The organism is Nonomuraea sp. NPDC050451 (assembly GCF_044458585.1).
This window is the reverse complement of sequence record NZ_JBITHZ010000006.1, coordinates 334,337-359,903: the sequence shown is the minus strand read 5'-3', so window position 1 is coordinate 359,903 and position 25,567 is coordinate 334,337. Positions and strand designations below refer to the sequence as shown.

The 25,567-nt window shown below is 70.3% G+C and carries 23 protein-coding genes; 4 read left to right on the top strand and 19 right to left on the bottom strand.

Annotated features, from left to right (window positions below; genetic code table 11):
• Positions 1–16 precede the first annotated feature (16 nt).
• The 4 genes from ACIBI9_RS22525 to ACIBI9_RS22510 all read right to left on the bottom strand — a co-directional run bounded on the left by ACIBI9_RS22525 (position 17) and on the right by ACIBI9_RS22510 (position 3,038).
• Positions 17–247, bottom strand: coding sequence for a hypothetical protein (locus tag ACIBI9_RS22525; protein WP_397224101.1), 231 nt, complete (start codon positions 245–247; stop codon positions 17–19).
• Positions 244–636, bottom strand: a complete 393-nt coding sequence (locus ACIBI9_RS22520) for a DUF948 domain-containing protein (RefSeq protein ID WP_394499512.1) — start codon at positions 634–636, stop codon at positions 244–246. Before ACIBI9_RS22520 ends, ACIBI9_RS22525 begins: the two co-directional genes overlap by 4 nt.
• A 595-nt stretch (positions 637–1,231) precedes the next feature.
• Positions 1,232–2,473: a replication-associated recombination protein A gene (locus ACIBI9_RS22515; RefSeq protein ID WP_397224193.1), complete on the bottom strand. Its 1,242-nt coding sequence runs from the start codon at positions 2,471–2,473 to the stop codon at positions 1,232–1,234.
• Positions 2,474–2,555: 82 nt separating this feature from the next.
• Entirely contained in the window at positions 2,556–3,038 is a 483-nt protein-coding gene (locus ACIBI9_RS22510) for a DUF2231 domain-containing protein (protein ID WP_397224100.1), read from the bottom strand.
• A gap of 169 nt (positions 3,039–3,207) precedes the next feature.
• On the opposite strand from ACIBI9_RS22510, the gene ACIBI9_RS22505 reads away from it, so the two are divergent.
• Positions 3,208–4,110, top strand: coding sequence for a peptidylprolyl isomerase (locus ACIBI9_RS22505; RefSeq protein ID WP_397224099.1), 903 nt, complete (start codon positions 3,208–3,210; stop codon positions 4,108–4,110).
• 53 nt (positions 4,111–4,163) lie between these two features.
• On the opposite strand, the gene aspS is transcribed toward ACIBI9_RS22505, so the two are convergent.
• From aspS to ACIBI9_RS22490, 3 genes are read right to left on the bottom strand one after another with little or no spacing between them, the layout of a single operon-like run.
• On the bottom strand, positions 4,164–5,915 hold the full coding sequence (gene aspS / locus ACIBI9_RS22500) for an aspartate--tRNA ligase (RefSeq protein WP_397224098.1): 1,752 nt from the start codon (positions 5,913–5,915) through the stop codon (positions 4,164–4,166).
• Positions 5,912–7,168, bottom strand: a complete 1,257-nt coding sequence (gene hisS, locus ACIBI9_RS22495) for a histidine--tRNA ligase (RefSeq protein ID WP_397224097.1) — start codon at positions 7,166–7,168, stop codon at positions 5,912–5,914. Before hisS ends, aspS begins: the two co-directional genes overlap by 4 nt.
• Positions 7,168–7,848, bottom strand: a complete 681-nt coding sequence (locus tag ACIBI9_RS22490; protein ID WP_364843101.1) for an MBL fold metallo-hydrolase — start codon at positions 7,846–7,848, stop codon at positions 7,168–7,170. The genes hisS and ACIBI9_RS22490 overlap by 1 nt, the downstream gene beginning before the upstream one ends.
• 138 nt (positions 7,849–7,986) lie before the next feature.
• On the opposite strand from ACIBI9_RS22490, the gene ACIBI9_RS22485 reads away from it, so the two are divergent.
• The 3 genes from ACIBI9_RS22485 (at position 7,987) to ACIBI9_RS22475 (ending at position 11,385) form a co-directional block, all read left to right on the top strand.
• The gene (locus ACIBI9_RS22485; RefSeq protein WP_397224096.1) at positions 7,987–8,874 is read left to right on the top strand and encodes a peptidylprolyl isomerase; all 888 of its coding nucleotides are present in this window, start codon (positions 7,987–7,989) and stop codon (positions 8,872–8,874) included.
• Between the two features lie 62 nt (positions 8,875–8,936).
• Positions 8,937–10,166, top strand: a complete 1,230-nt coding sequence (locus ACIBI9_RS22480; protein WP_397224095.1) for a DUF349 domain-containing protein — start codon at positions 8,937–8,939, stop codon at positions 10,164–10,166.
• 127 nt (positions 10,167–10,293) lie between these two features.
• Positions 10,294–11,385 (top strand): cupin domain-containing protein, encoded by a 1,092-nt coding sequence (locus tag ACIBI9_RS22475; RefSeq protein ID WP_397224094.1) that lies wholly within the window; start codon positions 10,294–10,296, stop codon positions 11,383–11,385.
• A gap of 145 nt (positions 11,386–11,530) precedes the next feature.
• Here ACIBI9_RS22475 and ACIBI9_RS22470 read toward each other — a convergent pair whose 3' ends face one another.
• From ACIBI9_RS22470 to pdxT, 12 genes are all read right to left on the bottom strand, one after another.
• Positions 11,531–13,723: a RelA/SpoT family protein gene (locus ACIBI9_RS22470; protein ID WP_397224093.1), complete on the bottom strand. Its 2,193-nt coding sequence runs from the start codon at positions 13,721–13,723 to the stop codon at positions 11,531–11,533.
• Between the two features lie 187 nt (positions 13,724–13,910).
• Positions 13,911–14,429: an adenine phosphoribosyltransferase gene (locus ACIBI9_RS22465; RefSeq protein ID WP_397224092.1), complete on the bottom strand. Its 519-nt coding sequence runs from the start codon at positions 14,427–14,429 to the stop codon at positions 13,911–13,913.
• 285 nt (positions 14,430–14,714) lie between these two features.
• The gene (gene secF, locus ACIBI9_RS22460; RefSeq protein WP_397224091.1) at positions 14,715–15,710 is read right to left on the bottom strand and encodes a protein translocase subunit SecF; all 996 of its coding nucleotides are present in this window, start codon (positions 15,708–15,710) and stop codon (positions 14,715–14,717) included.
• A 1-nt stretch (position 15,711) separates the two neighbouring features.
• Positions 15,712–17,529, bottom strand: coding sequence for a protein translocase subunit SecD (gene secD, locus ACIBI9_RS22455; protein ID WP_397224090.1), 1,818 nt, complete (start codon positions 17,527–17,529; stop codon positions 15,712–15,714).
• Positions 17,530–17,572: 43 nt separating this feature from the next.
• Complete coding sequence (yajC, locus tag ACIBI9_RS22450; RefSeq protein ID WP_397224089.1) at positions 17,573–17,956, bottom strand: preprotein translocase subunit YajC; 384 nt, start codon at positions 17,954–17,956, stop codon at positions 17,573–17,575.
• Positions 17,957–18,173: 217 nt separating this feature from the next.
• On the bottom strand, positions 18,174–19,214 hold the full coding sequence (ruvB, locus tag ACIBI9_RS22445; RefSeq protein WP_397224088.1) for a Holliday junction branch migration DNA helicase RuvB: 1,041 nt from the start codon (positions 19,212–19,214) through the stop codon (positions 18,174–18,176).
• Between the two features lie 324 nt (positions 19,215–19,538).
• Positions 19,539–20,159, bottom strand: coding sequence for a Holliday junction branch migration protein RuvA (gene ruvA / locus ACIBI9_RS22440; RefSeq protein WP_397224087.1), 621 nt, complete (start codon positions 20,157–20,159; stop codon positions 19,539–19,541).
• Positions 20,160–20,346: 187 nt separating this feature from the next.
• Complete coding sequence (gene ruvC / locus ACIBI9_RS22435; protein ID WP_394499496.1) at positions 20,347–20,877, bottom strand: crossover junction endodeoxyribonuclease RuvC; 531 nt, start codon at positions 20,875–20,877, stop codon at positions 20,347–20,349.
• 103 nt (positions 20,878–20,980) lie between these two features.
• Positions 20,981–22,123, bottom strand: coding sequence for an enhanced intracellular survival protein Eis (eis, locus tag ACIBI9_RS22430; RefSeq protein WP_397224086.1), 1,143 nt, complete (start codon positions 22,121–22,123; stop codon positions 20,981–20,983).
• Positions 22,124–22,175: 52 nt separating this feature from the next.
• Positions 22,176–23,990 carry a hypothetical protein gene (locus tag ACIBI9_RS22425; protein WP_397224085.1) on the bottom strand — a complete coding sequence of 605 codons (1,815 nt, stop codon included), beginning with the start codon at positions 23,988–23,990 and terminating at the stop codon, positions 22,176–22,178.
• A gap of 218 nt (positions 23,991–24,208) precedes the next feature.
• Complete coding sequence (locus tag ACIBI9_RS22420) at positions 24,209–24,961, bottom strand: YebC/PmpR family DNA-binding transcriptional regulator (RefSeq protein ID WP_397224084.1); 753 nt, start codon at positions 24,959–24,961, stop codon at positions 24,209–24,211.
• 3 nt (positions 24,962–24,964) lie between these two features.
• On the bottom strand, positions 24,965–25,543 hold the full coding sequence (pdxT, locus tag ACIBI9_RS22415) for a pyridoxal 5'-phosphate synthase glutaminase subunit PdxT (protein ID WP_397224083.1): 579 nt from the start codon (positions 25,541–25,543) through the stop codon (positions 24,965–24,967).
• Positions 25,544–25,567: the final 24 nt, after the last annotated feature.

Below are 25,567 nucleotides of genomic sequence, written 5' to 3'. Positions count from 1 at the left end.
TTGGCCATCCTTTGCGTTAGTTGTTGTCTTCAGCGTTGTCGAGCCCGAAGCGTGCTCGCAACTCGGTTTCGCGCTCCGCGGCCTCGCCGAGCGCGTCGGAAGTAAAGTCTCTCACCTGCCGGAGCATCCCCGCGGCGCTGTTGGCCGTCCTGCGGGCGACGTGGTCGGGGTGGAGCGCCTGCAGCCTGCGCATCACCCAGAAGGTGAGGAACGCGCCCAGCGACAGGTAGAACAGCCGCCTGATCATCGTGCCTGCCCCTGACGCGTCCTCGGGACGGCCTTGCGGGGCCTGCGGGCCTCGATGGCTCGGCGGACGCCGTACGCGAGCGAGGACACCTTGATCAGCGGCCCGGTGAAGATGGTCTGCGTCACCGCGCTGAGCTTGGCCGCGTGGCCGCTGACCTGCTTGACGTCCTTGGTGATGGCCTCGACGGCGATCAGCTGCCTGTTGGTCTCGTTGACCGTGACGCTCATGTCGTCGAGCAGCGGCGTCAGGCGGTCGTTCAGGTCGGAGACCGCCTTGGTGGCCTCGGTGAGCAGCCTGGCCAGCTTGAGGAGCACCATGGCGAGCACGCAGACCAGGACTATCCAGCCCGTGGCCGCGATCAGGCCGGCGACCTCTCCAGCGGTAAGCATGCGCTCATCTCCCTCGTACGCTGGGCCGGAACGGCAAGACCTTATCGCGTTCGAGTGACAACCTTGGTGAGGACGCCGAGCTTGATCGTGCTGCCGCGTCGGCGTCCGGCGCTTCCACGACCGCCCGCGTGCCGCCCCGATCCCGTGCGCCACCAGCCGTCCCCGGCCCGGCCGTGTCCAACGCCCGAGCACCCCAAACTTACGCCATCCCCCACCCTGCCACACACGCCTTCCCCGACGCCCCCACACCCCACGGCGTTCGAAGACACCCCACCACCGACCCCACCCACCGCACGAGTCGCGACAACCCCGCCGCATGTGCACCGTCACTCCACCGACCGCATTGCGCCGAGCACCACCACACCACGACCCGACAACCCCGGCACCGGGAAGACGAGAGTGCCGGCACCAGCGGCCCTGACTCGCCGCGTCGGCGCCGGAAGAGCTCAAGCCGCGCCTCAACGACGCCGACCCTGCCGACCGCGTTACGCCGACGGCCACCGCCACCGCGTTACGCCGACCGCCACCGCCACCGCGTTACGCCGACGGCCACCGCGCCGCCAAGCGCCGGTGGGACCCCGGGTTGAGTGCGACGTCAGGAGCCGCGGAGGAAGTCGCGGATCTTGGCCCAGCGGTCCGCGACCGGGGCCTCGGCGCCATGCCGGGTCGGCTCGTAGTAGCGGCGCTCGCGCACCTGTTCGGGCGCGTACTCCTGCCGCACCAGCCCATGGTCGAAATCATGCGGGTACTTGTAGCCGTCCCCGTGCCCGAGCTTGGCCGCCCCCGGATAGTGGGCGTCCCGGAGGTGGCCCGGGACCTGGCCGATGAGGCCGCGGCGGACGTCGCCGATGGCCGCCCCGATGGCCTTGACCACGGCGTTGGACTTGGGGGCCATCGCGCAGTGGATGACCGCGTGCGCCAGGTTGATCTGCCCCTCCGGCAGCCCGATGAGCTGCACCGCCTGGGCGGCGGCCACCGCGGTCTGCAGGCAGGTCGGGTCGGCCATGCCGACGTCCTCGGAGGCGAAGATGACGATGCGGCGGGCGATGAAGCGGGGGTCCTCGCCGGCCTCGATCATGCGGGCCAGGTAGTGGAGGGCCGCGTCGGCGTCGGAGCCGCGCATCGACTTGATGAACGCGCTGATCACGTCGTAGTGCTGGTCCCCCTGGCGGTCATAGCGTACGGCCGCCTTGTCGACGGCTTTCTCCACCACCTCCACGGTGATGTCGTCGGCCAGCAGCGCGGCCGCCTCCAGGTACGTCAGCGACCTGCGCGCGTCACCGCCCGCCAGGCGTACGAGATGCTCCAGCGCCTGGGGCGCGAGCGTGGCGCGGCCGCCGAGGCCGCGCGGGTCGGAGACGGCCCGCTCCAGCACGGCGCGGATGTCGTCCTCGGACAGGGACTCCAGGGTGAGCAGCAGCGAGCGCGACAGCAGCGGCGAGATGACCGAGAAGAACGGGTTTTCGGTGGTCGCGCCGATGAAGGTGACCCAGCGGTTCTCCACGGCGGGCAGCAGCGCGTCCTGCTGGGCCTTGTTGAAGCGGTGCACCTCGTCCACGAACAGCACCGTCTGCCGACCGCTCATGCCGAGCTCGCGGCGCGCGTTGTCGATGGCGGCGCGTACGTCCTTGACGCCCGCCGACACGGCGGAGACCTCGACGAAGCGGCGTTTGGTGACGTTGGAGACGACGTAGGCGAGCGTGGTCTTGCCGGTGCCCGGCGGCCCCCACAGGAACAGCGACATGGGAGCCTCGCTCTCGACCAGGCGCCGCAGCGGGGTGCCCGGGCCGAGCAGGTGCCGCTGACCGATCACCTCGTCGAGCGTGCGCGGTCGCATCCGCACCGCGAGAGGCTGCGGGGTGGCCTCTTCGGCCGCGGAATCGAACAGGCTATCCACATCATGAGATTACACGCGCGGACTACGCACCCCAGACCGCTCGCGCGCCCGAGTCCCCGGCGCGGAAGACGTAGTAGCCGGCCACCGCGGCCAGCACCAGCGTCAGCGCCGACAGGGTCAGCGTCGCGGCCCGGCCGAACCGGTCGCGGCCGACCGAGCCGCGCGCCGGGCTGGTGGCGTACACGAGCAGCAGCGCGGCCACGGCCAGCCCCAGCACCGACAGCAGCAGCGGGTTGGCGAAGCTCTGGTGCGTGGTGATGCGGGTCCCGAGCTCGCCGTCCGCCGTGGCGAAGCGGGCCGCCTTGAGGCTCTCGCCGCTCTCCTTGGCCGCGAAGACCGCCGCGGGAGCGGCCAGGGACAGCAGCACCACAGCCCACGCCACGTACGTACGCCAGCGCGGGACGAGCGCGTAGACGGCCGCCGCGACCACCAGCAGCGGGGTGAGCACGACGGCGAAGTGAATGATCAGTGGATGCGCCGGCAGGCCGAGGATCTGGTCGAACATGAGGTGCTCCTTAGTTCTCATTTCAACTACGAATCTCAGCACCATATGGTTCGCGACCTCACATGTCGCCCTCTGCCGCTTTCGCCACTTACGTCCGGCACATATCGAAGGCCGGTAGCATGCGCGGAGTTGTTTGGTCATGCACGGGCAAAAATGAGAGGACATAGCGGTGAGCGGCGACGACCGCCAGAACGAGGAAGACCGCCAGAGCGAGCTGGCGCGGGAGCACAAGGAACGGCAGGCGAAGCGCGCCGCCGCCCAGACCACCAAATCAAGGCGGAACACCTTCATCGGCGCGGGCGTGGCCGTCGTCGTGGTCGCGGGGGGCATCTTCGCCGCGACCACTCTGGTCAACAAGGAACCGGGCAAGGCCTCGGCGGAGAGCAGCCCTTCCGCTTCGGCCTCCGCTTCCGCCTCCACGGAGCCGTCGACCACACCGTCGGCCAAGACCGGCCCGGTCACCTGCACCTACAAGCGGGAGACGGGGGTGCCGAACAAGTTCGTCGGCCTGCCGGGCAAGAAGCCCAACATGAAGCTGAAGAAGATGACGATCGTCACCAACCGCGGCACGGTCGTCATCGACCTCATGACCGACGCCGCGCCGTGCTCGATCAACTCGCTCAGCTTCCTGGCGAAGAAGAAGTTTTACAACAACATGAAGTGCCACCGCCTGGTCACGCCCGACGTGTCCGGCGTGCACCTGCTGCAGTGCGGCGACCCGCTGGCCAAGGCCGACGGCAAGAACCCGACCGACGGCCAGGGCACCGCGGGGTACGTCTACGGCGACGAGAACGCCGACATCTCCCTGTCGAAGGGCGTGGTGTTCATGACCCAGGCGGGTGACGCGATGGGCCAGAACAACAGCCAGTTCGCCATCTCGCTATCGGACGAGAACAACCAGATCGGCTCGGGCTACAACGTGATCGGCGTGGTCAGCGAGGGCATGGACATGCTGCAGGGGCTGGCCACCAGCGGCAAGGACCTGCTCCTCAACGATGCCGACATCACCGGCGACGGCGGCACCACGGCGCCCAAGAACCCGGTGATCATCAAGACCATCACCTTCAAGTAGGGCGACGGCGAAAACGGCGGGCACCGGCTCCGGTGCCCGCCGTTTTCACATGCCTAGACCTCGGTCTTGGGCTTGGCGTCGACGCCCGCCTCCTTGCGCTGCTCTCCCGTGATCGGCGTGGGCGCGCCCGTGAGCGGGTCGAAGCCGGAGGCCGTCTTCGGGAACGCGATCACGTCACGGATCGAGTCGCCGCCGGACAGCAGCATGCAGATGCGGTCCCAGCCGTAGGCGATGCCGCCGTGCGGCGGGGGTCCGTACTTGAACGCCTCCAGCAGGAAGCCGAACTTGCTCTCCGCCTCCTCCTTGGAGATGCCCAGCACGTCGAAGACGCGCTGCTGCATCTCGGCCCGGTGGATACGGATCGAGCCGCCGCCGATCTCCATGCCGTTGCAGACCATGTCGTACGCGTACGCCAGCGCCTCGCCCGGGTGGTCCTGGAAGTTGTCGGCCCACTCCGGCTTGGGCCCGGTGAACGGGTGGTGCACGGCGGTCCAGCCGGTCTCGCGGCCCACCTCGTCGTACACGGGCTCGAACATGGGGGCGTCGACGATCCACAGGAACGACCACGCCGACTCGTCGATCAGGCCGCAGCGGCGGCCGATCTCCAGGCGGGCCGCGCCGAGCAGGTCGCGCGAGGCGTGCTTCGGGCCGGCCGCGAAGAAGATCGCGTCGCCCGGCTCGGCGCCGACCTTGGCCGCGAGCCCGGAGAGCTCCCCCTCGGTGAGGTTCTTGGCGACCGGGCCGCCCAGCGTGCCGTCCTCCTGGACGAGCACGTAGGCCAGGCCCTTGGCGCCGCGGCTGCGTGCCCAGTCCTGCCAGCCGTCGAGCTCCTTGCGCGTCTGCGAGGCACCGCCCGGCATGACCACGGCCCCGACGTACTCGGCCTGGAAGACGCGGAACGGGGTGCCCGCGAAGTAGCCGGTCATCTCGACCAGCTCCTGGCCGAAGCGCAGGTCCGGCTTGTCGGAGCCGTAGCGGGCCATCGCGTCGGCGTACGTCATGCGCGGCAGCGGCGTCGGCAGCTCGTAGCCGGCGATCTCCTTCCACAGCCGGCCGATCAGCGTCTCGCCGACCTCGATGACGTCCTCCTGGTCCACGAAGGACATCTCGACGTCGATCTGCGTGAACTCCGGCTGCCGGTCGGCCCGCAGGTCCTCGTCGCGGTAGCACTTGGCGAGCTGGTAGTAGCGCTCGAGGCCGGCGACCTGGAGGAGCTGCTTGAACAGCTGGGGCGACTGGGGCAGGGCGTACCAGTTGCCGGGCTGCAGGCGCACTGGCACCAGGAAGTCGCGCGCGCCCTCGGGCGTGGAACGGGTCAGGGTCGGCGTCTCGACGTAGACGAAGCCCAGCTCATGCATCACCTCGTTGGCGAGGTAGGTGGCCTTGGAGCGGGTGCGCATGGCGTTGGCCACCTGCTGGCGGCGGATGTCGAGGTAGCGGTACTTGAGCCGGGCCTCCTCCGAGACCCCCACGTTGCCCTCGATCGGGAAGGGCAGCGGCGCGGACTCGCTCAGCACCTCGACCTGCTCGGCCACGACCTCGATCGCGCCGGTGGGCAGGTCGGGGTTCTCGTTGCCCTCGGGGCGGACCCTGACCTGGCCGACGACCTTCACGCAGTATTCGGCGCGCAGGTCGTGGGCGTGGTCCTCCTCGCGGAAGACCACCTGCGCCGAGCCGGAGGCGTCGCGCAGGTCGATGAAGACCACGCCGCCGTGGTCACGGCGGCGAGCCACCCATCCTGCGAGCGTCACCTGCTGCCCGGCGTGCTCCTCGCGGAGCGACCCGGCCTTGTGCGTGCGGATCACTGCAGTTTCCCTTTCAAAACGTCGACGACCGCGGCCAAGGGCACCTCGGTCTGCTCAGCGGTGGTCAGGTCCTTCACTTGCACGGCCTCGGCCGCCAGGTCACGCTCGCCGAGGATCAGCGCGAAGCGGGCGCCGGAACGATCGGCCCCCTTCATCGCGCCCTTGAGCCCCTTGCCGCCGAAGGACATGTCGGCGGCGACACCGGCCGCGCGCAGCCCGCTCACGAGCTTGAACATGGCCCGCGCCGCCTCGTCGCCCAGCGCCACACCGTACACCTCGCAGCGGGCCGGGGTGTCGAGCACGACGCCCTCCCGCTCCAAGGCGATGACGGTGCGGTCGAGCCCGAGGCCGAAGCCGATGCCGGGCAGCGGCGGCCCGCCGATCGCCTCGGAGAGCCCGTCGTAGCGGCCGCCGCCGCCGATGCCGGACTGCGCGCCCAGCAGCGGGTGGTCGAACTCGAAGGTGGTGCGGGTGTAGTAGTCGAGCCCGCGCACCAGCCTGGGCGTGTCCTCCCACGGGATGCCCAGGTCGGCCAGGAGCTGCTTGACCCGGTCGTGGTAGGCCTTGCAGTCGGCGCAGAGGTGGTCGCCGATGAGCGGCGCGTCCTCGAGCTGGGCGCGCACCTCCGGACGCCGGTCGTCGAGCACGCGCAACGGATTGATCTCGATGCGGGCCCTGGTGGCCTCGTCGAGGTCGAGCGCGCGCAGGAACTCCTGCAGCCGGGCCCGGTAGATCGGGCGGCACTCCTTGCAGCCCAGCGAGTTGAGCAGCAGCCGCACCCGGGTCAGCCCGAGCGCGGTGTACCACTGCCAGGCCAGCGCGATCGTCTCGGCGTCGACGGCCGGGTCCTCGCTGCCGACGGCCTCCAGGTCGAGCTGGTAGAACTGGCGGTAGCGGCCCTCCTGGGGCGCCTCCGCGCGGAACACCGGGCCGTCGGTCCAGACCTTCACCGGGAGCTGGCCGCGGTGCAGGCCGTATTCCAGGACCGCGCGCAGCACGCCGGCGGTGAACTCCGGGCGCAGCGTCAGCGACCTGCCGCCGCGGTCGGTGAAGGTGTACATCTCCTTGCTGACGACATCGGTGGACTCGCCGACGCCACGCGCGAACAGCTGGGTGTCCTCGAAGACCGCGGTCTCCAGGTAGGAGTATCCGGCCCGCCTGGCCGTCTCGGCGAAAGCTCCGCGAATCGCGTAGAACGTCGAGGCCTGCGGTGGAACGTACTCTTTGACACCTTTAGGTGCTTGGAAGCTCATTAGATCCCTCGTGTGGGACCGGACTGCGGCGCCGCTTCCTTCAAGTATGGGTTGGTAGCGCGCTCGCGGCCGATCGTCGTCTGTGGTCCGTGGCCCGGCAGGACGACCGTATCGTCAGGCAGCGTCAGGCACTTGGCAGCCAGGCTGCGCAAAATGGTCGCGTAGTCACCGCCGGGCAGGTCGGTGCGGCCGATGGAGCCGGCGAACAGCAGGTCGCCCGAGAACATGATCTCGTCGCCGGGCAGCCGGAAGCTCACCGACCCCCTGGTATGGCCGGGCGTGTGGTCGACCACGAGCTCGAGGCCCGCCAGCTCCAGCACCGCCCCGTCGGACAGCTCGCGCACGTCGTCGGGCTCGCTCAGCGTCAGCCCGCCGAACAGCGAGGCGCTCGTGCCCGACCAGCCGGCGGCCGGGTCGCTCAGCAGATGGCGGTCGTCGGGGTGGATCCACGCGGGGACGTCACGCGCGCCGCAGACCGGGGCGACCGACCAGACGTGGTCGAGGTGGCCGTGGGTGAGCAGGACCGCGACCGGCTTGAGCCGGTGCTCCCGCAGCAGCTCGTCGACGCCCTCGGTCGCGTCCTGACCTGGATCGACGATCACGCATTCCTCGCCGGCCGCGGGCGCGACAACGTAACAATTGGTCTGGAAGGCCCCTGCGGGGAAGCCGGCGATGAGCATCTGCCTCAGGTGATCTCGTCGAAAAGCCAATGGGAATGTAACCGAAGGGTACCGGTGCGGGTCGCCGGGCTGCGAATCATTACCCGTTGGCCGATACGATTCGCCCACCTCAGTTGATTGACTATGGGAGGCAAAGCGGTGGCCACGGGGAAGGACCGGCAGAGGCAGCTCGCTCGTGAGCACTACGAGCGGCAGATGCAGCGCCGGGTCGAACGCGAGCAGAAGGCCAAGCGCACGGCGATCATCGGCTCCTCGGTGGGCGTCGTGATCGTGATCGGCGGCATCGTCGCCGCGGTCGCGCTACTGGGCGGCAACGGCGCGGGGACCGACGCGGCCGCCTCGCCCTCGGCGTCGGCCGCCGACACCGCGGCGCCTTCGGCCTCGGCCTCGGCTTCGGCCGCGGCGGGGCCCAAGCCGTACGACGCGGCGACGGGCACCTGCGACTACGTCAAGGACGCGGGAGGCGGGCAGGTCAAGGACGTCGGCATGCCGCCGGCCAAGGTCAAGACCACGCCGGCGACCAAGACGATGACGATCAAGACCAACCAGGGTGACATCGTCGTCGAGCTGAACAACGCCAAGGCGCCCTGCACGACCAACTCGCTGGAGTTCCTGGCGAAGAAGAAGTACTACGACGGCAGCAAGTGCCACCGGCTCGGCAGCGGCCAGTTCCCGATGCTGCAGTGCGGCGACCCGACGGCCAAGGCCGACGGCAAGAGCCAGGACGGCACCGGCGGCCCCGGCTACGTCATGGCCGAGGAGAACCTCCAGGGTGCCCAGTACAAGCGCGGCGTGATGGCCATGGCCAAAACGCAGGCGCCGGGCAGCACGGGAAGCCAGTTCTTCCTCGTTTTCGGCGACATCGGACTCACCCCGGATTACACGCCGGTGGGTACGATCACCAAGGGGCTCGACATCCTGGACAAGGTGAACAAAGCAGGCGTCATCGCGGACGCGGGCGACGGGACGGGGGCGCCGAAGCAAACCGTCGAAATCAAAGACGTGACATTCGCCAGCAAGAGCTGACGTAATACAAACTAGGGACGAAGTAGTCCCGAAGGGTCTGATGGAAAGTGCGGGAGGACACGGTGAGCACCGACCCGTGGGGCCGGGTAGACGACGACGGCACCGTCTACGTGCGTACGGCTGAGGGAGAGCGGGCCGTCGGCTCCTGGCAGGCCGGTGAACCCGAAGAGGCACTGGCCTACTTCCATCGCAAGTACGACGAGCTGGCCGGTCAGGTACAGCTGCTGGAACAGCGCGTCAAGGGCACCGACCTGGCTCCTGCCCAGGCCGAGGCGAACATCGTCAAGCTGCGGGAGGCCGTCGCCGACGCTCACGCCATCGGCGACCTCGACGCGCTGACGGCCCGGCTCGACGGCCTGACGGAGCTGGTCGCCCAGCGCCGCGAGGAGGTCAAGGCGGCCCGCGAGCACGCGCGCGCCGAGGCCAGGTCGGTCAAGGAGCGCATCGTCGCCGAGGCCGAGCGCATCGCCGACGAGACCACCCACTGGAAGTCGGGTGGCGAGCGGCTGCGCCAGCTCGTCGAGGAGTGGAAGGCCGCCGACCGCATCGACCGGGTCACCGAGGCCGCGCTGTGGAAGCGGCTGTCGGCGGCCCGTACGGCGTTCGCCAAGCGGCGCAAGGCGTACTTCGCGGGGCTCGACGAGCAGCGCGAGGGCGTGCGGGCGGCCAAGGAGCGCATCGTCGCCGAGGCCGAGGCGCTGGCCGACTCGACCGACTGGGGCCAGACCGCGGCGATCTACCGCGAGCTGATGCAGCAGTGGAAGAGCGCCGGGCGGGCCTCGCGCGAGGCCGAGGACGAGCTGTGGGCCCGCTTCAAGGGCGCGCAGGACCAGTTCTTCCAGGCCCGTTCCGCAGTCTTCGCCGAGCGTGACGCCTCGCTGGCCGCCAACGCGGAGATCAAGGAGGAGCTGCTGGCCGAGGCCGAGAAGATCCTCCCGGTCACGGACGTGCGCACGGCCCGCTCGGCGCTGCGGCACATCCTGGAGCGCTGGGAGGCCGCCGGCCCGGTGCCGCGCGAGCAGCGCGATCGGCTCGAGGGCGGGCTGCGCAAGGTGGACGACGCCGTGCGCAAGGCCGAGGACGCCGAGTGGAAGCGCTCCAACCCCGAGGCCAGGGCCCGCGCGCAGAGCACCGTCGACCAGCTGCGCACCTCGATCGAGCAGCTGGAGAAGCGGCTGTCCAAGGCGCAGGCCGCCGGTCGCGCCAAGGACATCAAGGAGACCGAGGAGGCGCTGATCGCCCGGCGCTCGTGGCTGGAGGAGGCCGAGCGCACGCTCGCCGAGTTCAGCTGACCCCAGTGAACAGGCCCGTGGAGGCCCCGTCCGGCCTCCACCGGTCCGTGCGACCGTGCGCGAGCGAGTGGCGGCGGTGCGTGAAATGGGGCGGCGGCGGAAGGGGCTGAGACCTAGGCTGGCGGGCATGGATCCCGTCAGCGCCGCACGCGCCCTCGTCGAGGAGATGTTCCCGGGGGCCCTGTACGCCTTCGTCGGCGGCAGCGCCCTCACCGAGCGCCGCACCAGCACCTCCGACCTCGACGTCGTCGTGGTGCTCGACGGCCTGCCCACCCCCTACCGCGAGTCGCTGCGGTGGCGGGAGTGGCCCGTGGAGCTGTTCGTGCACAGCGAGACCAGCCTGCGCGCCTACCTCGACAAGGACTTCGACCGGCGCCAGCCGAGCCTGGCCCGCATGTGCGCCGAGGGCGCGGTGGTGACCGACCGGACGAGCGGCCGGGCCAGCGACCTCCAGGCGGCGCTGAGCGAGCGCCTGACGGCCGGACCGGGCGGTCTGACCAGCTCACAGGCCGAACGGGCCAGATACGCCCTGTCCGACCTCCTCGACGACCTCTCGGGAGCCACGGACGCGGGCGAACGGACGTTCATCCGGTGGCAGGTGGTGCAGGAGACCGCCAGGATGGCGCTCGGGCTGGGACGCAGGTGGCAAGGGAGCGGCAAGTGGCTGCTGCGCGAGCTGCGCGCCCACGATCCGGTGCTGGCGGAGGCGCTGCTCGGCGCCGTCGACGACTCGGCACGGCTGGCCGCCGTCGCCTCGGGCGTCCTGGAACGCGCTGGAGGGCGCCTCTGGGAGGGTTACAGGGCGGAGGGTGACCCGTTCCACCAGCCGCTGCGTCACGTGCCCTCAGGAGAGCTCTCGGGCGAGACGGCGCAGAGCTCCGGCATGCGCAGGCTCGCGGCGATCAGCGGGGCCACGGCCGGGTCCGCCCGCCTGTGGATGGGCCAGACCCACGTCGCGCCCGCCACGCGCTCGTCCGACCACCACCACGGGGCCTCGGAGACGGCCATCTACGTGGTCAGCGGCACGCCGTCGTTCGTGTTCCTGGAGGACGGGCGGGAGGTGCGGCTGGACACCAAGCCCGGCGACTACATCTTCGTGCCGCCGTACGTGCCGCATCGCGAGGAGAATCCGGACCCGTCGCAGGAGGCCGTGGTCGTCATCGCCCGCAGCACCCAGGAGGCCATCGTCGTCAACCTCCCCGACCTCCGCCCCCGCTGACCCCCACGGGCCACCCAGGAGACCGGCCACACGCCGGCGCCCCGCCGCGACGCTCCTCCAGCGGGGTGCGACGGAGGAGCCGGGCCCGTCGCGCGGACCCCGCCTCGTGCGCGCCTCCCCTGGATCGACGCCCGCCCGAAAGGGGTCAGTTGCCGGCGCCGCTGACGCGGTAGACGTCGAACACGCCCTGGATGCTGCGCACGGCCTTGAGCACGTGCCCCAGGTGCTTGGGATCGCCCATCTCGAAGGTGAACTTGCTGATCGCCACCCGGTCCCGCGACGTCGTGACCGACGCGCTCAGGATGTTGACGTGCTGGTCGGAGAGCGTACGCGTGACGTCGGACAGCAGCCGCGGCCGGTCCAGCGCCTCCACCTGGATCGCGACCAGGAACACGCTGTCGTCGCTGGGCGACCAGCTGACCTCGACGAGCCGGTCGGGCTGCTCCTTGAGCTGCTGCACGTTGGTGCAGTCGGCCCGGTGCACGGACACCCCGTGCCCCCGCGTGACGAACCCGACGATCTCGTCGCCCGGCACCGGGGTGCAGCACTTCGACAGGCGTACCCACACGTCGGCGTCGCCCGCCACGACCACGCCCGCGCCGCCACCGCCGCGGGGACGGCCGCGCAGCCGGGTGGGCAGCGAGGTCTCGGCGATGTCCTCCTCGGCGCTGTCGACGCCGCCGATCGAGGCCACCAGCTTCTGCACGACGGCCTGGGCCGCGATGTGCCCCTCCCCCACGGCCGCGTAGAGCGCGGACACGTCGGGGTAGCGCAGGTCGCGGGCGAGCGCCAGCAGCGCCTCGCCGGACATCAGCCGCTGCAGCGGCAGGCCCTGCTTGCGCATGGCCCGCCCGATGGCTTCCTTTCCCGCCTCGATCGCGGTCTCGCGGCGCTCCTTGGAGAACCACTGCCGGATCTTGTTGCGGGCCCGGCCCGACTTGACGAACTTGAGCCAGTCGCGCGACGGCCCCGCGTCCGGCGACTTGGAGGTGAAGATCTCGACCGTGTCGCCGTTGCCGAGCCGCGACTCCAGCGGCACCAGCCGCCCGTTGACGCGAGCGCCGATGCAGCGGTGGCCCACCTCGGTGTGCACGGCGTACGCGAAGTCGACCGGCGTGGCCCCCTCGGGCAGCGCGATGACCTGCCCCTTCGGGGTGAACACGTAGACCTCGGACACCGACAGGTCGAACCGCAGCGACTCCAGGAACTCGCCCGGGTCGGAGGTCTCCTTCTGCCAGTCGAGGAGCTGGCGCAGCCAGGCCATGTCGCTGCCCGGCTTGACCTTGCCGGTGGGGCCGGGGCTGCCGACCTCCTCCTTGTACTTCCAGTGCGCGGCCACGCCGTACTCGGCCCTGTGGTGCATCGCGTGGGTGCGGATCTGCAGCTCCACCGGCTTGCCCTCGGGACCGATCACCGTCGTGTGCAGCGACTGGTACATGTTGAACTTGGGCATCGCTATGTAGTCTTTGAACCGCCCCGGCACCGGGTTCCACCGGGCGTGGATGGTGCCGAGCGCGGCGTAGCAGTCGCGCACGCTGTCGACGAGGACGCGGATGCCCACCAGGTCGTAGATGTCGTCGAAGGCCACGTCGCGGGCGATCATCTTCTGGTAGACCGAGTAGTAGTGCTTCGGCCGGCCCTTGACGACGGCGCGGATCTTGGCCTCGCGCAGGTCGCCGGAGACCTTCTCGATGACCTCCTGCAGGAACAGGTCGCGGCGCGGCGCCCGCTCCGACACCATGCGCGCGATCTCGTCGTAGCGCTTGGGGTAGAGCATCGCGAAGGCGAGGTCCTCGAGCTCCCACTTGATCGTGTTCATGCCCAGGCGGTGGGCCAGCGGGGCGAAGATCTCCAGCGTCTCGCGCGACTTCTGGTGACGCTTGTGCTCGGGGAGGTAGCGCATGGTGCGCATGTTGTGGAGCCGGTCGGCGAGCTTGATGATCAGCACGCGAATGTCGCGCGACATGGCGACGACCATCTTGCGCACGGTCTCGGCCTGCGCCGCGTCGCCGAACTTCACCTTGTCCAGCTTGGTCACGCCGTCGACCAGCGACCCGATGGTGTCGCCGAAGTCGCCGCGCAGCTCGTCGAGGCCGTAGGCGGTGTCCTCCACCGTGTCGTGGAGCAGCGCGGCGCACAGGGTCTCGTCGTCGGTGCCGAGCTCGGCCAGGATCGTGGCCACCGCCAGCGGGTGGGTGATGTACGGGTCGCCGGACTTCCGCTTCTGGTCGCGGTGGTGGTAGGCGGCGACGTCGTACGCACGCTCGATCAGGCGCAGGTCGGCCTTGGGGTGGGTGGCGCGGACCGTGCGGAACAACGGCTCCAGCACCGGATTCATGGCCCCACCCCCAAACCGCCTTCGACGCACCGCTGGAACGCCGGACGCCTCGGCGTTGCCGGAGTCGGTTACGTCGGGCACGACCACATCACGGGGCACACAGACTCCTCACGCAATGGCTCCTCACGTTCGAGTCCAGATCCCCCAGTGTATCCAGGCGGCGAACCTGGGCCGTCGCGGGTCGGGCTCAGACGATCACGAGGGAGTGCAGGTCCACTCCCGTCAGCCGCTCACGTCCCTTGAGAAAGGCCAGTTCCATGAGCACGGCGATGCCGACGACCTCGGCGCCGGCCCTCTTCACCAGTTCCACGGCCGCCTTCGCGGTGCCGCCCGTGGCCAGCACGTCGTCGACCACGAGAACGCGGTCGCCGGGCGTGAAGGCGTCACGGTGGACCTCGATGGTCGCGGAGCCGTACTCCAGATCGTAGGACTCTTCGAGGGTTTCGGCGGGCAGTTTCCCCTTCTTCCGTACCGGTACGAAACCCGCCCCCGCCCGGTACGCCACCGGAGCCGCGAGGATGAACCCGCGCGCCTCGATGCCCACGATCTTGTCCACCTGGTGGAGCCCGGCCAGTTCGTCCACCACGGCCGCCATCGCGACCGGGTCGCCCAGCAGCGGGGTGATGTCCTTGAACATCACGCCCGGCTTGGGGTAGTCGGGCACGTCCCTGATCCTGTCCAGGATCAGCGTGCTCAGGTCTGTCATAGGGGTTCCTCGCAATTCTCCACCGGCGGTGTGCCGGGCTCCATCGGACCTCGAGAGGGTACTGCCGGGATCATCCGGCTGAGGAATCGCCTCCCTGATAGCGTTTCCTCGTGCCCCAGCAGGGCACCGGTCAGGGCTTGGCCGTCGCCGACTCCGGTTACCTCTCCGGGGAAAGCGAGAAGCCGCTTCCTCTAAGGGAGCGGAGGAGTCACGATGGTGCATCCCGCGCACACAACGACGCCCCCATCCCGTGAAGGCTGAGGGCGTCGTACGTGTGTGCGCCTGCTATCCCTTGGCTACGGCCGCGCTTTTGGAACCCTTCGGCCCCTTGCCGCTTCCCGTCGAGGCCAGCCTCCTGGCGATGGCCTGGTACTTCGGCTCCCGCTCCTTCAACGTCACCAGCAGTGGCGTGGCGACGCACAGCGAGGAGTACGTACCGACGATCATGCCGACGAACAGCGCCAGCGACAGGTCCTTCAGCGTGCCCGCGCCGAGCAGCGTGGTGCCGATGAACAGGATCGCCGCCACCGGCAGGATCGCGACCAGCGAGGTGTTCAGCGACCGGATCAGCGTGTGGTTGAGCGCGTTGTTGGCCGCCATCGAGTACGTCATCTTCGACGTGTGCCCCAGCTTGGCCGTGACCTCCTTGATCATGTCGAACACCACGACCGCGTCGTAGAGCGAATAACCGAGGATGGTCAGGAAGCCCAGCAGCGTCGCGGGCGTGACCTCGAAGCCCGACCAGGCGTAGATGCCGGCCGTGATGACGAGGTCGTGGACGAGCGCGACGATGGCCGACAGCGCCATCTTCGGCTCGAACGCCATCGACAGATACAGGATGATCGCCAGCATGAACACGCCCAGACCGATCCAGGCCTTCTGGGAGACCTCACCGCCCCAGGACGGGCCGATGGCCTGGACGCTGACCTGCCCGACCGGGGTGTTGAAGTCCTTGGCGATCTGGGACTGCACCTGCTCCCTGGTGTTCTCCGGCAGGCTCTCGGTGGTCACCCGCCAGCCGCCGGTGCCGGCCGACTGGACGATCGCCTGGTGCGCGCCCTCATTGAGGACGACCTCGCGGACCTGCTGGACGGTGGCCTGCTCGGACTTGAACGAGAAGACCGTGCCGCCTCTGAACTCCACGCCCAGGTTGAGCCCGTTGAACAGCAGACCCGCGATCGAGATGAGCAGCAGAATGCCCGACAGGCTGTACCAGAGCCTCCACTGGCCGACGAAGTCGACGTCGATCTCGCCTCGGTAGAGGCGGCGCCCCAGTCCCATCTCAGGCCTCCTGCGGGGTGGTCGGGCGGCCGGACGAGCCGACCTCGCTCATGCGCTCGGCGTCGAGGCCGGACAGCGGGTGCCCCTTGGCGAAGAACTTGAGCCTCGCCAGCAGGGCGATGAACGGCTTCGTGAACAGGAACACCACCACGATGTCGATCAGCGTGGTCAGGCCCATCGCGAAGGCGAACCCGGCAACACCGCCCACCGCCAGGAAGTAGAGCACGATCGCGGCGATGAACATGACGGCGTCGGCGATCAGGATCGTGCGCCGGGCGCGGACCCAGGCCACCTCGACGGCCGCGCGGAGCGTCCGGTGGCCCTCCTTCATCTCGTCACGTATGCGTTCGAAGTAGACGATGAAGGAGTCGGCGGTGATGCCGATCGAGACCACGAGGCCGATGATGTGCGGCAGCGAGAGCCGGAAGTTGGCGTTGTGGCCGAGGACGACCACCGCCGTGTACGTCAGGATCGTGGCGACCACGAGGCTCAGCACCGCCACGATGCCGAGGCCGCGGTAGTAGAGCATCGAGTAGACCACGACGAGCACGAGGCCGATGAGCCCCGCGATCAGACCGCCCTGCAGCTGGTCCTGGCCCAGCGTCGAGGAGACCGTGTCGACCGAGCTGCGGTTGAACTTCAGCGGCAGCGCGCCGTACTTGAGCTGGTCGGCCAGCTGGGTGGCGCTGAGCTGGTCGAAGCCACCGGTGATCTCGGCCCGGCCGCCGGGGATCGGGCTGATGATGTTGGGGGCGGTGATGACGACGCCGTCGAGCACGACCGCGACCTTGTTACGCGGCTCCTGGGAGTTGTAGGCGGCCGTGGTGAGCTTGCTCCACTCGGCAGCGCCCTTGCTCTTGAAGTCGAGCTGGACGACCCACTCGACGGTGCCCTGGCGGACGCCCGCCGAGGCCGTGTCGATGTCGGTGCCGACGACCTTGGCGACGTCGAGGACGTACTTGTAGCTGCCGTCGGTCTCGCAGCCGGCGAACTGCTTCTTCGGGTCGTCCTGGACGCCCTGGCCGCGGTTGGCCGGGTCGGCGCAGTTGAGCTTGTTGAACTGGGCCAGCACCGCCGGGTCGATGCCCTGGGTGTTGACGCCGGCGTTGGGGTCCTGCGCCGGCGGCGTGCTGGGCTGGCCGGACGGAGCCGCCGTCGGGGTGGCCTTGGCGTCCTGGCCCTTCTTCTGCTGCTTCTGGGGGTTGTCCGTGGCGGCAGGCTGCGCCGTCCCCGACGCGGCGGGCGTCGGCGCGGTCAGCGCGGACGACAACGCCTTGCCCGTCGGGGACGCGCTGGGCTTGGGCGTGGAGACCGCGGGCGAGCCGGACTTGTCGGACCTGGGGGTGGTGGACTTGTCAGACTTGGGGGTGGCGGACTGGCTCGCCGAAGCCGACGGGCTCGGCGTCGGCGCGTTGGTGGCCAGGTTCTGCGGAACCTGCGTGGCCTCCATGGCCAGCACCTGGCGGAAGCGCAGCTCCGCGGTGGTGGCGACCAGCTTGATGGCCTCGCTCTGTCCGACGCCCGGGATCGAGATGATGATGTTGCTGCCGGACTTGGCGACCTCCGCGTCGGAGATGCCGGTGCCGTTGACTCGATCGCGGATGATGTTGACCGCGCGGTCGAGGATCTCATCCGGCGGTGCCGCGTTGTTCTGGGTCACCGGGGACAGAGTCACCGTCGTGCCGCCGGCGAGGTCGAGACCCAGCTTGGGCGTGAACGCCTTCTGCAGGAACATCGTCCCGCCCAGGGCGAGGATGAGCGCCAGCAGCACCAGGAGCGTTCGCCCCGGTCGGCTGTGGCGGCTGGTCGGTCGGGCCACTGGTCGTCAGTTCTTTCAGATAGAGGTTTGTCGCAGAGCTTAGTCAGGACTGCTTGGTGCTGGAGTCCTGGTCATCGTTGCGATCCACGGTGGCCTCGGACTCCTTCTTGCCCTCCTCACCCGGTGCGGCCTCGTCGTCGGAGGACTCGTCCGCCGCGGGAGCGTCCCCGGGGGTGACCACGCGGCCGATCGCGGCCTTCACCCAGCGGGTCTCGATCCCCGGCGCGACCTCGAGGATCACGTCCTCATTGTCCACCGCCTTGACGGTGCCGAACAGTCCGGTCGTGGTCATGACCCGGGCGCCGGGAGCCAGGGAGTTCTGCATCTGAATCGCCTCTTGCTGGCGCTTGCGCTGAGGGCGGATCAGCAGGAAGTAGAACACCACCACCAGCAGAATCAGCGGCAGGATGCTACCGAGTTGTCCCATGTCCATAAGGGGCGACCTTCCATTGTCGTACAAGAAGTTGACACCGGCCTCGCGCCGGAAATTCCGTGCGTTGCGTCGGGCCGCGCCGCTCAGCCCGTCAGCCTACACAGCCAGCCAAGCCACGGAGTGTAGGCCGTTGTTGCGAAACGCGGCAACGAGGCAGCGTTTCGGCGCGCGGGGAAGTTCCCATTTTGAAACGGTTGCAACCGTTCTGTGATCAGCCGTCTGAGTCGAATACCGCGGCTCCGAACGCGTCGGGGGGCGGGGTCATGCCCAGGTGGCTCCAGGCGGCCGCCGTCGCGACCCGGCCGCGCGGGGTCCTGGCCAGCAGGCCCTGGCGTACGAGGAACGGCTCGGCCACCACTTCGACGGTCTCCGGCTCCTCCCCCACGGCCACGGCCAGCGTGGACAGGCCGACCGGGCCGCCGCCGAATTTCTTCAGCAGCACGCCGAGCACAGCCCTGTCGAGCCGGTCGAGCCCTTCGGCGTCGACTTCGTACAGGTTGAGGGCCGCCGCCGCGATTTCCCTATTTATCACCCCATCGGCCCTCACGTCCGCGAAATCCCGCACCCGCCTGAGCAGCCGGTTCGCGATACGGGGCGTCCCGCGGGATCGCCTGGCGATCTCGTGCGCCCCATCCGTGGGCAGGACGACGCCGAGCAGCCTGGCCGACCGGTAGAGCACCTGCTCGAGCTCGCCGACCTCGTAGAAGTCCATGTGCGCGGTGAACCCGAACCGGTCGCGCAGCGGGGCGGGCAGCAACCCGGCCCGGGTGGTGGCGCCGACGAGCGTGAACGGCGCGATGTCGAGCGGGATGGCCGTGGCACCCGGGCCCTTGCCGACGACGATGTCGACCCTGAAGTCCTCCATGGCGAGATAGAGCATCTCTTCGGCGGGCCTGGCCATCCGGTGGATCTCGTCGATGAACAGCACCTCGCCCTCGGCGAGCGTCGACAGGATGGCGGCCAGGTCGCCCGCCCGCTCCAGCGCGGGCCCGGAGGTGATCCTCAGCGGCGCGTTGAGCTCAGCGGCGACGATCATGGCGAGCGTGGTCTTGCCGAGCCCCGGCGACCCGCTCATCAGCACGTGGTCGGGCGGCCGCTGCCTGCGCAGGGCGCTCTCGAGCACGAGGGAGAGCTGCTCGCGCACCCGGCCCTGGCCGATGAACTCGCCGAGCCGCTTGGGCCGCAGCGCCGCCTCGATCTGCAGCTCGTCGCCACCGGCATCGGGCGACACCAGCTCCCGCTCAAACCCCACAGCCACAGCCCCTCACACCAGCCGCACCATCGATGCCACGCCACACCTTCACACCGACGCCCAGCCACCGCGACATCACCGCGCCGCGACGGCGGGACCTGGTACGACGGAGGCCGGCGCCACTCGGTCGGCGGCCGGCCGGACCACGGTGCCGGGGCCACGACTCGCTCGTCACGGCGAGCAGCCCGTGAGCCTTCACGACCGGCCATGACAGACGGAAACCGGCGTCGGCGCGTGCGGTGACCTTGGCCCCGCCGTAAAGACCGGGCTTGAGAGCGGCACCCGCACGGGCGGTCGCCTTGGCACGGAAGATCCCGCGGCGGGTCATCGGACGCTCAGGGACTGGAGGGCGGCCTTGAGGAGCGTGGCGACCTGGGGCCGGCGTCCGGCGGCGAGGTCGGCGTCGGCGACCGGCTCAACGGCGGCGACGGCCTCGTCGGCGTCCTTGCTGGAGTAGCCCAGCCCCACCAGCCCCGAGTGGACCTGATCGCGCCACGCCGCCACCCGCCGCTCCCCGTTGAGCGCGGCGTTGACCGCCTCCTCCGGCGTGCCGAGCCGGTCCTTCAGCTCCAGCACGATCCGCTGCGCCCCCTTCTGCCCGATCCCCGGGACCTGGGTGAGCGCCTTGAGGTCGGCGCCGGCCACGGCGACGCGCAGCGCGTTGGGCGTGTGGACGGCGAGCATCGCCAGCGCCAGCTTGGGCCCGACCCCGCTGGCCGTCTGCAGCAGCTCGAACACCGCCCGCTCGTCGTCCGTGGCGAACCCGTAGAGGGTGAGCGACTCCTCCCGCACCACCAGCGACGTGGCCAGGCGCGCGCCCTCCCCGATCCGCAACGTGGCGAGCGTGCCCGGAGTGCAGTGGGTGAGGATGCCGACGCCACCGACCTCGATCACGGCTCCGTCGGGAGCGATCGCGGTCACCTTGCCCGACACTGACGCGATCACAGCCCACCATCCTTCCACGCCGCCAGGGCCCGCACGCCACCGGCGAGAGTCACAGCCCGACATCCTCCCGCATGATCGGGGACGACACGCCGCGGGCGCGCGGGCCGGCGGCGCATGGCCGCCGTGTCGGCGGACGGCGCGCCACCCTCAAAGCCCCCAAAGCTCCCGAAGCCCCCGAAACGCCTGGTCACGGCCGGGTGTCCTTCCGGGTGGCCTTGGCCAGGGCGGCGGCGAGGCGGTGCTGGGCGCCGCCTCGCCACACGTGGCAGATCGCCAGGGCCAGCGCGTCGGCGGCGTCGGCGGGCTTGGGCATCTCGGTCAGACGCAGCAGCCGGGTGACCATGGCGCCGATCTGCTTCTTGTCGGCGGTGCCGCTGCCGGTGATGGCCGCCTTGACCTCGGACGGCGTGTGCAGCGCCACGGGAAGCCCGCGCCTGGCCGCGCACAGCACGGCGATCCCGGCCGCCTGCGCGGTGCCCATGACGGTGCGTACGTTGTGCTGGCTGAAGACGCGCTCGACCGCCACCGCGTCGGGCCGTACGTCGTCGAGCCACTGCTCGATGCCGGCCTCGATGCCGACGAGCCGCGCGCCGAGCTCCTCGTCGGCTCCGGTGCGCACCACCCCGACGGCCACGAGCGTCAGCGGCGCGCCCGGCCGCCCCTCGACAGCGCCCAGGCCGCACCGGGTCAGCCCCGGATCGACGCCCATCACCCGCACCGGCCCGTCCTCCCGTCGCCGAACACCTGTTCGGCACGAGACTTTACCCCGGCCGGGGCGCCCACGCACCGGTAATCGCCCGCACGCCGGGGAACGCCTCGGATCAGAAGTAGTCCAGCATGTACGGCCTGGCGGCGAACGCCGTGTCGAGCGCCTCGTCGTAGCGGTCGTCACCGGACATCAGCCCGCTCAACCGCAGCGTCGCCGCCGGCACCCCCGCGTACAACGCCGAGAACCCGTTCACTGACAGCACCACCCCAGGCTCCGCCACGGGCGTCACCGCACCGGAACCGCCCGCGACCTCCAGCCGCCACGACCCGCCGCCGCCCAGCGGATCGTCCACCGTGACCACGGCCTCACAGCTCACGTACGCCGGATAACCCCGCCGCTCGACCGCGGCCGCCACATCCAGCACCCGGAACATCCACCGCGCCTGCCGCACCTCTTCGCTGGACCGCTCCCGCAGCATCCACAAGACCGGGTCATCCGGAGCCACCGCAGCGATGACATTGCGGGCGATCGACGACGCGCTGCCCACCAGCGACCACAATGCCCGCGCGGTCTCCCCCGACCCGGCGACCAGGTTCTCCACCTGCATGTCGTCGCCTCGCCACCGGTAGACGACGAAGCCGTCCTCGGCCAGGTAGAGGAAGTCGTCCTTGTTCTCCAGCCACAGGCTCCACGTGCCCTCGTCCCAGGAGATGGGGCCGCTGGCGCGGGTGGCCGAGTGGACGCGGTGCAGCAGGGAGACGACCTCGCCCGCGTCATCGGGACCCATCCTGCGCAGCTTGACCTGCCCGGACGGCCGGATCTGGCGCAGCGCCTCGGCCGGGAGCCGCATCTTGTGCTGGGCCCCGGCGTGCTCGTAGCCGATCGAGCGGTAGATCGGCGTGGTGGCCGGATAGAGCGCGGAGACCGCGTCGCCGAGCACGGCGGCCCGCTCGACGACGGCCCGCATCAGCATGCTGCCGACGCCACGGCCGCGGTCCTCAGGACTGACGGTGACACCCGCCACGCCCGCCATCGGCTGCGGCCTGCCGTGCCACCACTGCGTGAACCGGCGCAGCCGGGCCGACCCGGCGAGCCTGGAACCGTCGAACACACCCAGGTAGCGACCCTCGCCGAGCGCCGGGAGCACCGCCCGGCGCCACTTCTCGTTGTCGCCCGGGGGCAGCGGCCCGAAGGAGCGCCTGCGCAGGTCAAGAACGTCGTCGAGGTCTTCAGCGGTCAGGTTGCGAATCTCCACGAGGATCCAACCTATGGCGGGCCGCGCCGCCGGTCCACTCGGGCGGCGGGTGTCACGCCTGCGCGGCGGCGGTGCGCGCCCGCGAGCCGTTCGTCGTGATGGCGAGCCTGTCGAGGTAGAGCAGCTGGGCGGCCACGACGGCGATCAGCGCGACGGCGACCACGAGCAGCGGCGTGGCGGCGCCCACGTCGGGCCCGGCCGAGGAGAAGGAGCCGAGCTGGGCCACCTGCGCCACCGGCGCGGTGAACAACGTGGGCTTCTGGGCGACCAGCAGCGGCCAGAGCAGGTCCTGGGCGTTCATCAGGGCGACGGCCCCGGCGAGGATGCCCGCCATGGGGAGCGACGGGAGGAACACGCCGCCGAAGAAGTCCTTGTCGGTGCGCTCGGCCAGCCCCTTGCACAGCAGCGTGAGCACGAGCAGGGCCGGGACGCTGACCAGGAGAGGCGGGAAGAGGGCCAGGAAGGAGTCGATGAGGCCCATGTTGCGCATGTTCTGCCAGTTCGCGACGCCAAGGGGCCCCGTGCCGACGAACAACCACGGCGCGAACACCAGCAGCAGCCACTCGCTCCCGCGCCCCAGCGGTCGCAGGCCGCCGATCCCGAGCGCGGCCAGGTAGGCGACGCCCACCGAGACGACCGCGCCGCCGATCGCGGGCACCCACGTGTTCACCTGGGAACGCAGGGAGCCCGCCTCCGAGCTGGGCGAGGCGAGCACGCCGTCGATCCACGGCCAGGCGCACACGAGCGCGACGGCGAGGAAGACCACCAGCGCCACGATCCCGACGGCCATGCCGACGGAACCGGCACCGCGTCCTGCGCCCGCCACCGGCCCCGCCGCGGAAGCAGCCCCCGGCGCGACCGGCCAGGCCGCAGGGGCCGTCCCCTGCGCGGTCGATCCCACCGCAGGGGCGGTCGGCGCTCCCGCAGGGGCCGCGAGCGGGGTCGGGCCCGACTCGGGCGCGGTACGCGAGGTGACCGTGATGCTCAGCCGGGAGGCCGCCGCGACAACCGTCGCGACGATGCCCAGCACGCCGAGGATCACCCCCGTGAGCGTCGCAACGGACGCGCCAGGGCCGAACTCGGCCATCCGGAAGGCGGAGTCGTACTGCAGCCCCGCGAGCGTCTCTGTGGAGCGCTCAGGGCCTCCCCGGGTGAGCACGAGGCCGAAGGAGAACGTCTGGAGCCCGACCGCGACCGTGGCGATCGCGACGACCACGCCCACGACGAGCATCCCCGGCGCCACACCACCGCCGGGCGCCCCGGAGGAGCCGGGCGCACCAGTGAAGCTGGACGCGCCGGAGAAGCCCTGCGGGACGGAGCCGGCGCGCAGGGCGGGCAGGAACGCCATGACCGCCAGCGCGCACACCACCCCGAACGTGCCCGCCGCGACGATCAGCCGGAGCGTTCCAGGCGCGGTCGCGGGATCGCGCAGCCCTTCGGCCAGCCCCGCCAGGCCCGGCGCGTCCGGCGCCAGCCCGCGCATCCAGGCCGCCGCCACCCCCACCGGCGAGAACGTGACGATCGCCAGCGACAGCACGATCCGCCCGGCCCGCCGCGGCCACGTGCCCGCCCGGTCGAGCGCCACCGCCAGCAGCGGCGCCACCACCACGGCCACCAGCAACGGCACCGCGACCAGCGACAGCGTGAACCACGCCGCCCGCCAGAACTCGCCGTCGCCCAGCAGCTTGCCGTAGTTGGCGAACCCCACGTACGTGCTCTCGCGCAGCACGCCGCCCCTCTGCAGGCTGAGCCAGATCGTCTGGGCCGTGGGCAGCACGAGCGAGATCAGCGTGCCGAACAACGCGGGAACGGCCAGCAGCCAGCCGAGCGCCGGAGAAGGAGCCTGAGGAGGGGTGGGGGAAGTCACGTCGCCCGACCCTACGCTGCCCCGCCCCTTCTCGCACCCGAAGAAAGCCCCGGAGCCCACCCGCGCCCGAAAAGCCCCGAGGCCCTACCCACGCCCGGAGAAAGCCCCGAGGCCCTACCCACGCCCGGGAGAAAGCCCCGGAGCCGGGAACGCCCGAGTGAGGGCGGGCGCGCATGAGTAAGGGCCCGGCGTTGCCGAGCCCCCTCGTCGTCCTGCTGCTAGTCGAGCGCCGCCAGCACGTCGTCCGGCACGTCGAAGTTGGCGAAGACGTTCTGGACGTCGTCGCTGTCCTCCAGCGCGTCGATGAGGCGGAACACCTTCTTGGCGCCCTCCTCGTCGAGCGGCACGCTCATCGTCGGCAGGAAGCTCGACTCGGCCGAGTCGTAGTCGAGCCCCGCGTCCTGCAGCGCCTTGCGGACCGGCACCAGGTCACCGGCCTCGGAGACGACCTCGAACGACTCGCCCAGGTCGTTGACCTCCTCGGCGCCCGCGTCGAGGACGGCCATGAGCACGGTGTCCTCGTCGAGCCCGTTCTGCTTGGGCACGATGACGACGCCCTTGCGGTTGAACATGTAGGAGACGGACCCGGGGTCGGCCAGCGAGCCGCCGTTGCGGGTCAGCGCGACGCGGACCTCGGAGGCGGCGCGGTTGCGGTTGTCGGTGAGGCACTCGATGAGCACCGCGACGCCACCGGGCGCGTAGCCCTCGTACATGATGGTCTGCCAGTCGGCGCCACCGGCTTCGAGGCCGCCGCCGCGCTTGCGGGCGCGCTCGATGTTGTCGTTGGGCACGGAGTTCTTCTTCGCCTTGAAGATGGCGTCGAAGAGGGTGGGGTTGGCGTCCGGGTCAGGGCCACCGGTCCGTGCCGCCACCTCGATGTTCTTGATGAGCTTCGCGAACAGCTTGCCGCGCTTGGCGTCGAGCGCGGCCTTCTTGTGCTTCGTCGTCGCCCATTTGGAGTGGCCGGACATTACCTAGAGCTCCCTCACCATGTCTACGAAGTAACGGTGCACGCGCGTGTCCCCGGTCAGCTCGGGGTGGAACGACGTCGCGAGCAACGGCCCTTGACGGACCGCGACGATCCTATCCCCAGGCTCGCACCTGCCCAGCACTTCGACGTCGCCGCCGACGGATTCGACCCAGGGCGCGCGGATGAACACCGCGTGCACCTGCTCCCCCGCGAAGTCCAGGTCGGACTCGAAGGAGTCGACCTGGCGGCCGAACGCGTTGCGCCTGACCACCATGTCGATGCCGCCGATCGTCTGCTGCCCGGCGATGCCGTCCTCGATCCGGTCGGCCAGCATGATCATGCCGGCGCAGGAGCCGTAGGCGGGCATGCCTTCCTTGATCCGCAGCCGCAGCGGCTCCAGCATGTCGAAGGTCTCGGCGAGCTTCCACATGGTGGTCGACTCCCCACCGGGGATGACCAGGCCGTCGACCCCGTCCAGCTCGGCCGGTCGGCGCACGGCGGTGGCCGACGCTCCTGCCTCCTGAAGCATGCGCGCATGCTCGCGCACGTCTCCCTGGAGAGCGAGTACACCGATCGTGGGCACAGTCGATCCTTCCGTCTGGGTGCG